Origin of the sequence: Spiribacter halobius, from assembly GCF_020883455.1 — a bacterium.
Classification (GTDB): Bacteria; Pseudomonadota; Gammaproteobacteria; order Nitrococcales; family Nitrococcaceae; genus Sediminicurvatus; species Sediminicurvatus halobius.
On record NZ_CP086615.1, the window covers coordinates 2,748,593 to 2,760,816 of the forward strand.

The 12,224-nt window shown below is 69.4% G+C and carries 14 protein-coding genes; 1 reads left to right on the top strand and 13 read right to left on the bottom strand.

Annotated features, from left to right (window positions below):
• Positions 1-19: 19 nt before the first annotated feature.
• Positions 20-532 (top strand): DUF4124 domain-containing protein, encoded by a 513-nt coding sequence (locus LMH63_RS12545; RefSeq protein WP_109679655.1) that lies wholly within the window; start codon positions 20-22, stop codon positions 530-532.
• Here LMH63_RS12545 and LMH63_RS12550 read toward each other — a convergent pair.
• The 13 genes from LMH63_RS12550 to LMH63_RS12610 all read right to left on the bottom strand — a co-directional run bounded on the left by LMH63_RS12550 (position 529) and on the right by LMH63_RS12610 (position 12,220).
• Positions 529-1,986 carry a hypothetical protein gene (locus LMH63_RS12550; RefSeq protein ID WP_146205248.1) on the bottom strand — a complete coding sequence of 486 codons (1,458 nt, stop codon included), beginning with the start codon at positions 1,984-1,986 and terminating at the stop codon, positions 529-531. The genes LMH63_RS12545 and LMH63_RS12550 overlap by 4 nt on opposite strands.
• On the bottom strand, positions 1,983-2,300 hold the full coding sequence (locus LMH63_RS12555; RefSeq protein WP_109679653.1) for a hypothetical protein: 318 nt from the start codon (positions 2,298-2,300) through the stop codon (positions 1,983-1,985). The genes LMH63_RS12550 and LMH63_RS12555 overlap by 4 nt, the downstream gene beginning before the upstream one ends.
• Positions 2,297-2,716: a hypothetical protein gene (locus tag LMH63_RS12560; RefSeq protein WP_109679652.1), complete on the bottom strand. Its 420-nt coding sequence runs from the start codon at positions 2,714-2,716 to the stop codon at positions 2,297-2,299. The genes LMH63_RS12555 and LMH63_RS12560 overlap by 4 nt, the downstream gene beginning before the upstream one ends.
• Positions 2,707-4,626, bottom strand: coding sequence for a hypothetical protein (locus tag LMH63_RS12565; protein WP_109679651.1), 1,920 nt, complete (start codon positions 4,624-4,626; stop codon positions 2,707-2,709). Before LMH63_RS12565 ends, LMH63_RS12560 begins: the two co-directional genes overlap by 10 nt.
• Positions 4,626-6,206: a beta propeller repeat protein gene (locus tag LMH63_RS12570; protein WP_109679650.1), complete on the bottom strand. Its 1,581-nt coding sequence runs from the start codon at positions 6,204-6,206 to the stop codon at positions 4,626-4,628. The genes LMH63_RS12565 and LMH63_RS12570 overlap by 1 nt, the downstream gene beginning before the upstream one ends.
• Positions 6,206-6,715: a hypothetical protein gene (locus tag LMH63_RS12575; RefSeq protein WP_109679649.1), complete on the bottom strand. Its 510-nt coding sequence runs from the start codon at positions 6,713-6,715 to the stop codon at positions 6,206-6,208. The genes LMH63_RS12570 and LMH63_RS12575 overlap by 1 nt, the downstream gene beginning before the upstream one ends.
• Positions 6,715-9,465 carry a tape measure protein gene (locus LMH63_RS12580; protein ID WP_109679648.1) on the bottom strand — a complete coding sequence of 917 codons (2,751 nt, stop codon included), beginning with the start codon at positions 9,463-9,465 and terminating at the stop codon, positions 6,715-6,717. Before LMH63_RS12580 ends, LMH63_RS12575 begins: the two co-directional genes overlap by 1 nt.
• Before the next feature lie 152 nt (positions 9,466-9,617).
• On the bottom strand, positions 9,618-9,935 hold the full coding sequence (locus tag LMH63_RS12585; RefSeq protein WP_109679647.1) for a hypothetical protein: 318 nt from the start codon (positions 9,933-9,935) through the stop codon (positions 9,618-9,620).
• Positions 9,935-10,699: a phage tail tube protein gene (locus tag LMH63_RS12590; RefSeq protein ID WP_109679646.1), complete on the bottom strand. Its 765-nt coding sequence runs from the start codon at positions 10,697-10,699 to the stop codon at positions 9,935-9,937. The genes LMH63_RS12585 and LMH63_RS12590 overlap by 1 nt, the downstream gene beginning before the upstream one ends.
• Positions 10,699-10,866 carry a DUF7210 family protein gene (locus tag LMH63_RS12595; RefSeq protein WP_158280436.1) on the bottom strand — a complete coding sequence of 56 codons (168 nt, stop codon included), beginning with the start codon at positions 10,864-10,866 and terminating at the stop codon, positions 10,699-10,701. Before LMH63_RS12595 ends, LMH63_RS12590 begins: the two co-directional genes overlap by 1 nt.
• A gap of 12 nt (positions 10,867-10,878) precedes the next feature.
• Positions 10,879-11,313, bottom strand: a complete 435-nt coding sequence (locus LMH63_RS12600; protein WP_109679645.1) for a hypothetical protein — start codon at positions 11,311-11,313, stop codon at positions 10,879-10,881.
• The gene (locus LMH63_RS12605) at positions 11,310-11,912 is read right to left on the bottom strand and encodes a phage tail protein (protein ID WP_109679644.1); all 603 of its coding nucleotides are present in this window, start codon (positions 11,910-11,912) and stop codon (positions 11,310-11,312) included. The genes LMH63_RS12600 and LMH63_RS12605 overlap by 4 nt, the downstream gene beginning before the upstream one ends.
• Positions 11,909-12,220 (bottom strand): hypothetical protein, encoded by a 312-nt coding sequence (locus tag LMH63_RS12610; protein WP_109679643.1) that lies wholly within the window; start codon positions 12,218-12,220, stop codon positions 11,909-11,911. Before LMH63_RS12610 ends, LMH63_RS12605 begins: the two co-directional genes overlap by 4 nt.
• Positions 12,221-12,224 lie beyond the last annotated feature (4 nt).

The following is a 12,224-nucleotide window of genomic DNA, read 5'->3' on the forward strand; positions in this document are numbered from 1 at the left end:
ACCTGCCGACGCTGCCTCGATGATGCGCTACTCCACCTTGATCGCCGCCGCCGTTCTCGCCCTCCCTGTATGCGCATCGGCGCAGATATACCGATGCGAAACGGAATCCGGAACCGTGTTCTCCCAGGCGCCATGCGCGCCGGATGCGGAGCGGGTGGAGGGTGATGACAGCTACGACTCTGAGGCCGCCGCCAAAGCTGAGGCGAGAACACAGCGCATAATGTCCGATTGGCAGCGGGAGCGGCAGCAACGCCTGGAGAACCGGGCACGGTGGCGGGCGGAGCAAAGGCAGGAACGCGAGGCGGAACGGCGGCGTGAGGAGCTAAATCGGCAGGCGCGGCGCGGGAACATCCAGCGGGGCGCCGATTGCGACGTCGCCACCTCGGCTGCTGGCCGGCCCGACCGCGTAAACGAGGGTAGCGATGCGCGCGGTGAGTGGCAGCAGTACGTCTATGAGGACGGCGGCCAGACCCGTTACGTCCATTGCCGCGATGGCAAGGTGACGAGCTCGAGCCGCTGGGGCGGCGACTAGACAAACGACACCGCGCTCTCCTCTGCCCAGTACGTCTCCCCGGTAACCGGGTGCTGGCTGCCGTAGTAGCGAGTATGGCTTGAGGTGCCGGCGTCAATGGTCCCGGTGGCCTCGCCGGCGGGGCCGAGGGCGCCGATGTAGAGGTTGTTGACGATGATGCCGCCGAAGGTGTCCGCCTGGCGGATGTGGTAGCCGATGAGGGTGGGCGAGTAGCGGATCATGCGGGCGGTGTCTTCGCCCTGGCCAGCGCCGCAGAGGTCCATCGGCCAGCCGAGGCTGTTGGTGACGAAGGCGTCGCTGACGGTTGTGGCGCCGGAGCCGAAGACCTCATCCTCTGCGATCTCGCGGCTGGTGTTGCTCGTGCCGCCGCCTCCCCAGCTCATGGACCAGGTGTCGGTCCGGAAGACGTTGTCCGAGCCCGTGGCGCCGTCCCACACCTCGTCGCGCTCGACGTTGACGGTCCAGCTGATGGACTGCGAGCCGCCGCCGGAGACGGCCACCGTCATGCTCACGCTCTCGTCGCTCAGGCAGGTGCGGGTGAGCTCGGTGTCGACGCTGCCAGTCGGATCCGGCGCGTCGAGCACCAGGCTGGCGCTGAGCGAGCCGGTGATCTCGCGCAGGGTATCGCTCGCGTCGTAGACCAGGGCGAGGATGCGGCCGGCGGTGCTGAGGGTGGCGGTGCCCTGCTCCTTGACCACGGTGATGACGCGCGTGCCATCCGGCGGGCTGGAGTAGATGGTGCCGTCGTTGGCGTCGATGTAGTACGTCTCGCGTGGCGGCCAGCTCTCGCTGGTGCTGCCAAGCGTCTGCGCCCGTGTGCGCAGGACGCTTATCTCGGCGCTGACCGCGCTCCCCGGGCCGGACAACACGCACTCGAGGAAACCGAGCGTGCGCACCGACAGGCTGCCGTTGCTGGCCGGAAGATAGAGCATGAGCACCGCGCGGCTGCCATCGCGCGTAGTGCTCTCGATGCTGATGGCGGCGTCTTCCGTCGGGCCCGGGCCGTTGCGGATCTCGTTATCCGCTGGGGTGGCCTGCCCCCAGTCGCTCACGACGACGCTGTAGCTGTGCACCGCTTCGGCGCCGCCCCATCGGCCGAAGCGCCGGAGCTCCAGGGTGAGGGTCTGCGGATCCCATCCGCTCTGGCGGCCCGAGAGGCTGACTAGCCACGGCACACCGTCGGAATCGAAGTACACCCAGTCGGCGCCGATGAAGACGCCATAGATTTGCTTGCCGGTTCCGCCGCCGCCCATGATGGCCGCCTCGGCGGCGCCGGGCGCCTGGACCGCCTGGGCGCCGCCCCGCTGGTAGAACTCCCCGCCGCCCGGCTGGCTGTAGCTCTCGCCGTTAACCTGGTTGCCCTGGATCACGCCGCTGAAGGGGTGGCGCATGGCGGCTGGCCAAGCCAGCCCCGGCGGCGCGTTGCGCCCGGGCTGTGGCATGTGCGTCGTCATTCAGGCGGATCCGGGTCGGCGAACTCGAGGACCACGGGCTGCGCGTTGGCGTCCTCCATGACCAGTGAGGCCAGGGGCTGCCAGTCGAACTGGAACAGGCCGTCGCTGGTGGTGATGGTGCGCACCGGGTGGTAGGTGCGCTGGCTCGGGTCGCGCTCGGTGAGCGGACTGGCGATGCCCGCGCCGGAGCCGCCCTGAGCGGCCTCGCCCACACCAACGCCGGCCGGCACGGGCCCTGGGTTCTCCAGCGGGCGCAGTCGCGCGCGCTGCGGCTCGAGGCTCTGCAGCCGCCGCATCTCCTCCCGGATCGTCACACCTGGCGCTCCCGCAGCGTGTTGCACTGAAGCTTGAGCTCGGTGCTCTGCGAGACGGCCGTGGTCTCCGGGTCGATGCGCGCCCAGATCTCGACGGCATTGGCCGCGCCTCCGAGCACCTGCGCACCGAGCGCGAGTGATGCCCCCGGGGTGGCGGTGCTGAGGTCCGCCTGCGTCAGCGCCAGCCGGACGTTGCCGGCCTCCTGCCCGCTGCCGACGGCGGCATCCACGATGGAGACGACAATGTCGTCCACGCCGGGGTTCGAGTCCGCGAGCACCTTGCGCGTGTCGTCGGGGCTGCCGAAGTAGACGACGTGATCCTGCGGATTGCTGGCGTCCACGGCGTGGACGCTGGGCAGCTCGGCGAGGACGCCGTTCAGCTGAGCGTCCCCGAAGAAGTCGAAGGTCAGGGCCATGCGGTGAGCTCCTCGATAGTGAGCGTCAGTTCATCGTCGGGCACCGCTACCTCGTAGGCCGCCTCGCGCTCCGCCTGGATGGCCTCGCGGCCGATCTCGGGCATCTCCACGCGGAAGCGCTGCGGGTAGACGGGCGCGTCGAAGTCGGTGCGCGGCTCGCGGTTGCCGGTGTAGCCAAGCCACGTCTCGTTGTACGGCAGGGCGCCGGCCTCGCCGCCGAAGCGCGAGGAGAGCTGCACCTTCGGGGGCGGCTCGGCCGGGGCGACGGTGTCTGGCCGAGTCGGGGCGGTGACGGGGTCGTCCGTCGCGCCGCCGCCCTGGGAGACGGCGATCTCGCACGCCGTCACGGCGCGGCCCGTCTCGAAGTCCAGCGTGTGTCGTACCTGGCGGGCTTTACCCTCCGCCACCAGGTAGGGCTGCTCCAGGCGCAGGCGGGCGGTGCGGTCCAGGTGCGGGAGGATGGGTATCTCCCATCGCACCAGGTGCCCGCGGTGGCTCTCCAGGATGCGCCGGCGGGCGCGGGCGATGAGCGTCTCCAGCGCCTCTGCGGCATCGGCCGGGTCGTGCCGGTCGATGTACTGGTCTGGGCCGTCCTGGCCGTCCCAGGTCGTGACCTCGATGTCGTCGCCCCAGTCGATGTCGGTGTCGCTGCTGAGGCCGGCCTGGTCCCGCCGGGTGAGCGTGCCGAAGCGGCCGACGCTCGCCGGCGCCTCGACGGTGAGCTCGTAGCGCTCCTCGACGTCGCGGCTGTAGCGGCGGGCGAGCTGCGCACGCATCCCCACGGCCAGGGACTCGCGCAGCTCCCGGGAGATGAGCCAGGCCACGGGTGTGGTGCCGCAGATGATGGTGCCGCTCGGCGGCAGCTGGTCCGTGCCGAAGCCGAGGATCCGCCAGCCAGTACCCTCCAGGGCCTGACGGATCATCTCGCGCGTGGGCTTCGTGTAGTTGCGCCCCTCGCAGAAGCTCTTGCGGTACTGCCAGGCGAGCCACTGCCGGCGCTCGAGGTGGCGCTGGTAGCGGTGCGTGTAGCTCACCTCAACGCGGTTGATGAGCTGCTGCCGCGGTGCGAGGCGCATGTCCACGCTGCCGTCGATCGGGGCCGTGATGGTCGCCGCCACGGGCTCGCCGTGCCAGGGAGTCAGCCGCCAGGCGCCGGTGACGTCGAGATCCAGGGAGGCGGCGAGGGAGGAGAGCCGCACGTCCGCGTAGTCCACGCCCTCGACGTCCTCGCCGTCCAGCGGTGGGTGGTAGCGCCCGCCGGGGGTGATGGCGTCGATGGCCGCGTGGTCCAGCGCGTGCAGCAGGGTCTGGCGGCCATCGCTCGCGAGCAGGCGGATGCGGCCGCTGCGCGGCTCGATCTCCGGCTCCTCGCAGCGGCCGCGGAACAACGGCACCTCACCGAGGGACTGGCCGGCGGCATCGAGGGGCACGTAGTAGAGGTCCAGCGTCGCGCCGACGTAGTCGAAGGCGCTGGCCGGTCCGGTCGCCGGCCGCAGCTCGCACTCTGCGATGCGCGCCGCACCCTCCTCGGCGGTGACCTCCACGCGCCCGGTGAGCCGGGCGGAGATGTCCTGCCCATCCAGGTAGGCCGCGACGCGCCAGAGGCTGCCGCGGTGGGCGTCGTCGACCACCAGGACCTGCAGCGGGAGCTCCGGGGCGCCGGTGTCGTAGACGTCCACCTGGATCGGGAGCTCGGGCGCGCCGGTCGGCTCGACGACGGAGATCTCCAGCGGGAGCTCCGGGCGGCCGCGCTCGACCACGGACACCGCGAGCGCGACTTCCGGGCGGCCGGTCTCGGCCGCGACGGTGATCGTGATCGGGAGCTCGGGGGAGCCGGTGCCGTACTCTACCGGGGCTTCCGCCGAGGCGTTGACCGGCCCGCTGTTGAGCGTGCTGCCGTTCAGCGCCATTACACGACCCGGCGCTCCGTGGTCCCGTCAACGCCGATGAACGCCTCGACGGTCTGCGGTGTGCCACCGCTGGCGGATGGGGCAATGTCGCCAGCATCTCCGAGCACCGCAGCGCCATTACGCTGGTGAGTCCAGACGTTACGCGCCCACACGCTCCAGTGGACGCCGAAATCGCCGCCATCGAACTCGGCGTAGACGTAGCCACCCACGCCAGCCACGTCACCCAGCACCACGACCTGATGTCCGTGCTGCCTCAGAGGACTGCCTTCCAGATCGAACGCGAGCAGCGACGCGAAGCTGGTGTCCGGGCCTTCGCGGCCCGTGTAGATGACGTCGTTCAACAGGGCAAAATGCTCTGCCGACTCACAGACCGCCGACAGCCAGGGATTGAAGGTCGCGGCGCCGTCCGTCGAGCGCAGAATGCTGCCGTCCGTTGCCATCAGGTACCACGCGCCCTCGCTATCCACCGCCGCCTGACCAAAGCAGGACACCTGAGAGGCAGCGCTGCCGGGGGTGTTGATTGTGCACTTGGTCCAGGTATCCCCGCCGTCGGTGCTGTAAATCGGCTCCGATTGGCTGAAGTCCCGGTTGTAGGCGATGAACAGAATGCCGTTCGCTGCGTAATGCTGCGGAGCAGCCGGCACGGTGTGCGGAGGCAGAATGCTACTGCTCCACGTCTGGCCATCCGGAGACCGCCAGAGGTAGTGATCTCCCGTGTTAGGCGGGTTTTCGGCGAAGAGGAACTGGCTGCCGTCCCAGATGATCTGGTCGGCAATGTAGTTGGAGTAGGCGATCGAAACCTCGGTCCACGTCGTCAGGTCGGTGGACGACCAGAGCTTGTTGAACTCGTCAACCGCGAGATAGGTGGTGCCGTCGAAGGCGACGTCGCTGATCTCGACGGAGCCGCTGATGCCTACCCACGTCCACGTCGCGCCGCCGTCTGTGCTCCGCGAGAACCCGACGTCGCGGGCAGCAATGAAAAGCTCGCCCTGATACTCGCGCACCTGGTAGTAGGACGCGGTGGCGCCGTCGGCGCCCACCTCGCCCTTGTAGGTAACGGCGGAGAAATCTTCCGCCACCTCGTAGAGGCCCGAGCCGGTCATCCCAACCCATAGAACGCCGCCGGCCGCGGCGATCATGGTAAGACCGGCGCTGACCGTGCTGAGGTCGGAGTAGTCCACGTTGTCGCTGACGTTCAGTACGCGGGCCACCTTCCCGGACGTGCCGATCACGCCCTGCGCCTCGAGAAAGGTCTCGGGCGCACCCCCTCCGCCACCCGCCTGCTGCAGGGCCGACAGAGCCCCCGCAGTAAGCCGCAGCTCGACCGCCGCGCCGGCAGCCCAGGCCTGCGCCACCGTGCCCTCCTGGCCGCGCTCGACGGTCAGGGTGCTGCCGCTGCGCGCGGTGACCTTGACGATCTCGCGCGCGTCCCCGACCTCGATGGTCAGCAGGTAGAAGTTCTCGGCGCTCGGGGTGCCGAGCAGGCTGGCGTCCGCGCCGTCCACGGTAATGGCGGTGTCCGTGGAGGCCACGGCCGCGGCCAGGGTGGAGGCCCAGTTGTTCAGGAACTGCTGGGGCATCAGGTCTCCTCGGCGGTGAGGGTCCACTGGTAGGAGAAATCGCGCACGTCACCGCTCTCCTGGGGCTCGTTGCAGATGCACTGGAGCGCCGGCCAGTAGTCCACGCGGTAGTGTTCGGCGCCGGTGACGGCTGTGATCGTCGCCTCGTCGCCGCTGATGGCGAGGGCGGCTGGTTCGTAGCCGCCACCCGTCCACGCCCAGGCGAGCGGGGTGTAGCCGGCATCGGTGCGGCGGGCGGCGGGCAGGGTGACGGTCAGGCCCGTGGTGACGAGCGAGCGCTGGGTGATGCAGAGGATGGTGACGGGCTGATCGTAGTCCAGAGCCACCAGGCCCGGGGGCATCCATCCGCTGCCCGAGATCTCCGTGCGCAGGCGCTGCCAGTGACGCTGGCGGATGGCGGCGCCGTCCGCCAGGCGGAAGTCACTGCGCCCGCCGATGACGCTGTACGTCTGCGAGAGCTCCAGGCCGGCGTAAAGCGGCAACTCGATGCCGCCGATGACGAGGCTCATCAGCGCCCCCTCCGCAGCGCCTCCAGGCGCAGCTGCCGCTCCAGGGATTGGCCGGTGGCGGTGTCCGCGCGCGCCTCGTATCGCTGGCCGTCGAGCACGAGGGTCAAAGGGCGTTCGCTGCTGGCGGGCGGACTGGCAGCAGGCCGCGATGAGATGGCCGGCAGGGCTCTGACGGCGCCCCCGGCAGCCAGGCCCGGAAGCTGCAGCCGGTTGATCCGGTCCAGCAATCCCATGCCGTAGCGCTGCACCGCGGCGGCTCGGATGACGTACTCGCCGCGAGACAGCCGCACGGGGATTGAATCCGAGGTGCTGGTCCCGGGGCCGAAGATCGGGCCGCCGGTCGCGCGGCCGGGGAGCGGCTTGGGCAGCTGCTCGAGGATCGCTTCCGTGGAGGTGTTGTCGTCGAGCTTGACCGGAAGGATTATCGGGTTCTGAGCCAGTCGCTGCTGCAGTTCCGTGCGTAGTGAATCTGCGGAGCGGGCGGCGGCGGTTTCGTCGAATCCGATCTCAATATTCCGCAGGCCTGCGGCCTTGCTGGCCAGCTCTTCGATCTCCTTGCGGATTTCGGCGACCTCGGCCTTGGCCTGCTCTTCCTGTACCCCTGCAGCCTCCTCGGCGAGTTCCGCGAACCGGCGTGTCTGGGTTACCAGGTACTGCTGCGTTGCCTGACCCTCTCTGCCCAGAGTACGGATGATCTCCCGCGCGCGCTCGGCACGGCGCAACGCTTCCTCCGGACGACCCTGGGAGAGCGAGCCTTGGACCAAGTCCCCTTGGCGAGCGAGGTCGGCGGCGTCGAGCTGCTCGTCCGGGGTCTGGGGGGAAGCCGTGAGCTCGGCCTCGAGCTCCTGAAAGCTCTGAGCGATCCGAGCGCGCTCCTGTTGCACGCGCTCGAGGCGCTTGTTTGCTTCCTTGTAGGCTTCAACCTGATCGTCGAGGGAAGAGCGTATTGCGGCCAGCTCCTCGCCCTTGATCCGGGAAACGCGCTCGCTATGGCGCTCCTCGCGGCGCTCCCGCTCCTCCTGGATCTCCGCGAGCTCCTCGAGAGCGGTTTCGTAATCCTGAAGGGCCGTCTTGGGTTCGCCCTCGATCAGGTCCGGCCGGCGCTCGGCCAGGCCGACCAGGCGTTGGTAGTAGTCGCGTGCGGCCTCGAGGCGGGTTTCGTAGCTCGCGAGCTCAGCCCGGGTCAAATTCTCTAGGGCTTGCTGATTGAGGCGCTGGACGTTCGCCGCGCTCCCGCTTTCCTCCTCCAGGCGTGCGACGGCGCGCTGCACCTCGACGATGTCGCGCGCCGCCTCCTGCCCAGCAGCGGCGACGCGAAAGATCGCCGAGCCCAACTCATACACGACGATCGCCGCCGCTGCAGGCGGAGCGCCGCGAAGGGCGAAGCGCCCGAGCTGCTGTAACAACCGCCCCGCACCAGTTGCCGCGCGGCCGAAGCCTAGTGAAGACTGGGCCACCGCCAGGCGCCGGTACGACGCCGCTGCTGCGTCCGCGGCCCGAGCATTGGCGCGAAGGCGAGTCGTCACCTCGGCAAAGCCCGCCGCGAGTGTCGCAAGTTTGAGCGTCGCCAACACAGCGACCAGCGCGGCGATGGCCTCCCGATACTCGTAGACGAACACCACCCCATCCCGCAGGGCGGTGGCAATTTCGACGATGGCCTCGGCGATGCGCTCCGCGATCTCCTCAAGCTCGCCGGTCTCCGCCAGTTCCTCGATGCTGGTGTTGATGGCGTCGATCTGATCCTTGAACGCATCCAGCACGCCGGCGTCGGCGATGATCCCGAGGAAGCGTTCCCAATTATCCCGCAGGTTCGAGACGAGACCGGCGAACGTCTCCATCTGCGCGGCGGCGGCGCCGACGTTGCGCTCGCCCATCTCGCGGATGAGCGCGCGGATGGCGTCGCGGCCCAGCTCGCCGTTGCTGGCCATCTCCTGCAGCTCGCGGGAGCTGCGGCCCATGGCGTCGGCGAGCAGCTCCCACACCGGCACGCCGCGCTCGATGAGCTGGAGCGCCTCTTCGGCCTGCAGCTTCTCCTTGCTCCAGGCCTGGCCCAGGGCGAGGACGATGCCGGTGAGCTCCTGCTGGCCGCCGCCGAGGGCGGCGGTCTGGTCCGCGATGGCCTGGAGGCTGCCGTCCAGCGGATCGAGGCCGAAGGCCTGCAGCCGGCTGAAGGCCTCGGCCACCTCGCGGAGCTGAAACGGCGTGGTGGCGGTGAACTCCTTGATCCACTCGGACGCCCGCTCGGCCTCCTCGGCCGAGCCGGTGAGGCTCTGCAGGCGCACGTCCAGCGTCTCGAACGCGGAGCCGGTCTGCAGGATCTGCTGCACGAAGCCGAACGCCGAGCGCACAGTAATGGTGGCGGCGGCGATGCCGGCGAGGCGGCCGGCGATGCCCCGCAGCCCGCCGCCGAAACCGGCCGCCGCCTGGTTGCCGGTGCGCAGCTCCCGGTTCAGCTCCGCGATACGAGCCTTGGCGGCCCGGGAGGCGTTGGCGAGGTCCCGGCTGGAGACGCGGCTGGAGCGGGCGAGGTTGGTATAGGCCCGCCGCGTCTCGACGATCTCGGCGCGGATCTGGCTCGTGGAGCGCACGCCGAGGCGGCTGAACGAGCCCTCGATGGTATTGGCCGAGCGCCGGGCGCTCTCGGCCATCTGCAGGACCTCGCGCTCGAACTGCGAGCGGCCCTGCTGGATGCCGCGCGTGAGCTCGGTGAGGTTCGCGCGGATAAGCAGTTCGACGGCGCTATCTGCCATGCGGGCCTCTGCCGGTGGGGGATGGGATCAGGTGGAGGACTTGGCGGCGTCGTCCGCCTCGATGACGACCTCGCAGGTCAGCTCGAACACGGCCCATGGGTAGTCCCAGGCGCCGGCGTGGCCGCGCTCGATGAGGGCGGCCACGCGCTGGATCAGCTGTCGCTGGCCGTCTTTCCGGCGGCCGCCAGACGCCGGAGGAGGCCGAAAAAATGCGGGTTCATCTCCCGCGCCGCCTCGATGACCTTGTCGATGTCGGACGGGAGCGCCTGGTCGGCGACGCTGTCGCTGAGATCGCTCATGCGCTGGAGGTCCGCCAGGGTGATCTCCTCCCACAGGGCGAGGGAGATGACGTCCTGGCTCCTGGCGGATTGCTCGGCATCGGCCAGCCAGTCCCGCACCTCGCGGACGGTGATCTCGCGGACGGTGACCGGATACCCGGCCACCGTCACCTCACGCTTGCGGGGCTCCATCAGCTCACGCTCTTACGCCGGATCTCCGCGTACTGGGAGAGGCCGGCACCCTTGCTGCTGTCCGCGAGCAGGCGGCCGGTGAGCGGGAGCTCGCCGAAGCCGTCCTCAGTGATGAGGGACAGCGCCGACGTCGGGCTGAACTTCACGCGGTGCATGCTGACGACGTAGGGCTCTCCAGACTGGGCCTCGTCCAGGCCATCGAAAATGACGCTGAACTCCTTGCCGGCCTCCGTGAGCGTCTGGACAGCGCCGTGGGCGCCATAGTCGGCGTCGATCTCCAGATCGAGGCCATCCGTGGAGCCTTCGATGGCCGTCTCCAGGTCGCCGCCGGCGGTGACCAGCAGGCCGGCGCCGGTGACCGTGAAGCCGGTATACGTGGTGGTGCCGTCGGTCGCATCCGTCACCGTCACGGCCGACAGGTCGGTGAACGGCAGCGGGATGAGGGCCGTGCCCTTGGCAGCGGTCACCGGCTCGGCGGTCATGGTGCCGGCGGTCACCTCGCTGCCACTGCCCTGCAGAGCGCGGGCCAGGTTGGCAATGGTGAAGTCCCGCATGGTGAGCTCGAAGTTCACCGAGGTGATGCGGGAGAGCGAGTTGCGCAGGCCGCCGCCGGGCTGGGTGTAGTCCGGCAGCTCGCGGGTCTGCTCCTGGGGGGAGAGCTGCGCCGCAGAGACGTTGCCGACGTCGATGTACGCGCCGGTGGATCGGTCCGCCATGAACAGGCGGCCAGTGCCGACGAAGGAAAGATCGCTCTGGACCGTCATCAGCGGGCCTCCTCAGTGGTGGGGGTGGCGCCGCCGATCACGCCGTGGCGCTCCAGGCGCTTGCGCTGGTCGGCGGTAACTTCGATCTCCTCGCCCTCCTCTCGCCACTTGCCGCCATGGCGGGTGGGGCGGTCGAGGGTGACTTTGGTCCTGGCCGGCTTGGGCATGGTTCGGGCTCCTCAGCTCCGGGTGATGATGTTGAACGTGACGGGCACCATGAGACGCGCGAAGGCGCTGGCGTCCTCGGGAACGCCCCACTCGGCGGTGCCCTGGGTGACGGTGTGCAGGCCGTCGATGGTCGTGGCCTCGGCCTCGAGGGCGACGATGCAGTCGCGGATGTCTTCGTAGACGTCCTCGAGCTCGTCGGGCGCGGTGCGCAGGGCGTCCACCACGTATTCGATGACGGCGGTGCGGTCCCGCCGCCGGGCACGGCCGTTGCTGGCCGTGGGCGTCTCGGTCTCCGGGTGCACGGCCAGCAGCGGGAGAGCGTCCTCCTCCTCGCTCAGCACATGGCCGGGCCAGCCGCGGTGCAGCCGCAGGCCGGCATCCGTGCGGTAGCCGTTGGCCTGGCGGATGGTGGCGAGGCGGTCGGCGATCAGGGGGATGACTCTCATGTGAGCCTCCGCAGCTGGCGGCGCATCTCGCGGGCGAGGTTCTCGTCGGCCTGGGGCTGGATGTTGTCGCGCACGTCGCGCCAGACCTGGTCCACGGAGGGACCGTGTTTAACGTCAATCGCGTCTCGCCCGGGGCCGGTTCTAATTGCCAGACCTGTAGCTCCTTCTCCCCTGTAAGGGCCACGCTTAAGCCTGATGAAGAACGCACCCCGCATCTTCTTGCGAGAGCCGCCGGCCTTTACACGCACGCTGACGCCGGCCTGTTTCCGTCCTGCCGGAATGGACCGCGAAGGGTCGCCAGCCGCACCCGATGCCTTTCGGGTTAACTGTTTCGCTCCGAAGCGTGAAAGCAGAACTGGACGGCGAGTCGCATAAACCCGGCCGAAAAGGCTCCTCTCCGTGGCGAGTTGCACGTTGAGGTGCTTCTTGACGTAACTCGCCTTCAGGGCCACCTGTTTGCGTATCTCACGACTGCCGAGGGTGCGCATCTTGCGCACCGTGTCGTTGATCGCGAGCTTGGCGGCACGCCGGGTCTGGCGCTCCGTGCGGTCGAACCGCCGGGCTACCTGCTTGAGCCCCTTCACGCGCACCGTGCTCATGCCGCCGCCACCCGGATCTCGTGCGGGTCGTACCCCAGCACCTGAACCACCTTCCAGCGCTGCTGCCGGCCGCCGTCGTCCATCTCCAGGCCGTCGCCCCGCCTCGGCCACACCGGCAGACCGGCACGCTCCAGGCTCACGAGGTGCTGCACGTCCAGCACGGACCCGTAGGCGTCCGTCACCTCGACGTTGTGCCGCACCGTCCCGCGCACGCAGTACGCGCCGGTGGCGGTGACGAGGGTGACGTCCGAGAAAAAGGTGGCTGCCTGCGTCTCCGCAAGCAGCCGGTCGGCTTCGTCGTAGCGCATAGAG

What these genes read in the sequence shown, in the direction of transcription:
- LMH63_RS12545 (WP_109679655.1), top strand. Translation starts at nt 20, where the DNA reads ATGATGCGCTACTCCACCTTGATCGCCGCCGCCGTTCTCGCCCTCCCT.
- LMH63_RS12550 (WP_146205248.1), bottom strand. Translation starts at nt 1,986, where the DNA reads ATGACGACGCACATGCCACAGCCCGGGCGCAACGCGCCGCCGGGGCTG.
- LMH63_RS12560 (WP_109679652.1), bottom strand. Translation starts at nt 2,716, where the DNA reads ATGGCCCTGACCTTCGACTTCTTCGGGGACGCTCAGCTGAACGGCGTC.
- LMH63_RS12565 (WP_109679651.1), bottom strand. Translation starts at nt 4,626, where the DNA reads ATGGCGCTGAACGGCAGCACGCTCAACAGCGGGCCGGTCAACGCCTCG.
- LMH63_RS12570 (WP_109679650.1), bottom strand. Translation starts at nt 6,206, where the DNA reads ATGCCCCAGCAGTTCCTGAACAACTGGGCCTCCACCCTGGCCGCGGCC.
- LMH63_RS12575 (WP_109679649.1), bottom strand. Translation starts at nt 6,715, where the DNA reads ATGAGCCTCGTCATCGGCGGCATCGAGTTGCCGCTTTACGCCGGCCTG.
- LMH63_RS12580 (WP_109679648.1), bottom strand. Translation starts at nt 9,465, where the DNA reads ATGGCAGATAGCGCCGTCGAACTGCTTATCCGCGCGAACCTCACCGAG.
- LMH63_RS12585 (WP_109679647.1), bottom strand. Translation starts at nt 9,935, where the DNA reads ATGGAGCCCCGCAAGCGTGAGGTGACGGTGGCCGGGTATCCGGTCACC.
- LMH63_RS12590 (WP_109679646.1), bottom strand. Translation starts at nt 10,699, where the DNA reads ATGACGGTCCAGAGCGATCTTTCCTTCGTCGGCACTGGCCGCCTGTTC.
- LMH63_RS12595 (WP_158280436.1), bottom strand. Translation starts at nt 10,866, where the DNA reads ATGCCCAAGCCGGCCAGGACCAAAGTCACCCTCGACCGCCCCACCCGC.
- LMH63_RS12600 (WP_109679645.1), bottom strand. Translation starts at nt 11,313, where the DNA reads ATGAGAGTCATCCCCCTGATCGCCGACCGCCTCGCCACCATCCGCCAG.
- LMH63_RS12605 (WP_109679644.1), bottom strand. Translation starts at nt 11,912, where the DNA reads ATGAGCACGGTGCGCGTGAAGGGGCTCAAGCAGGTAGCCCGGCGGTTC.
- LMH63_RS12610 (WP_109679643.1), bottom strand. Translation starts at nt 12,220, where the DNA reads ATGCGCTACGACGAAGCCGACCGGCTGCTTGCGGAGACGCAGGCAGCC.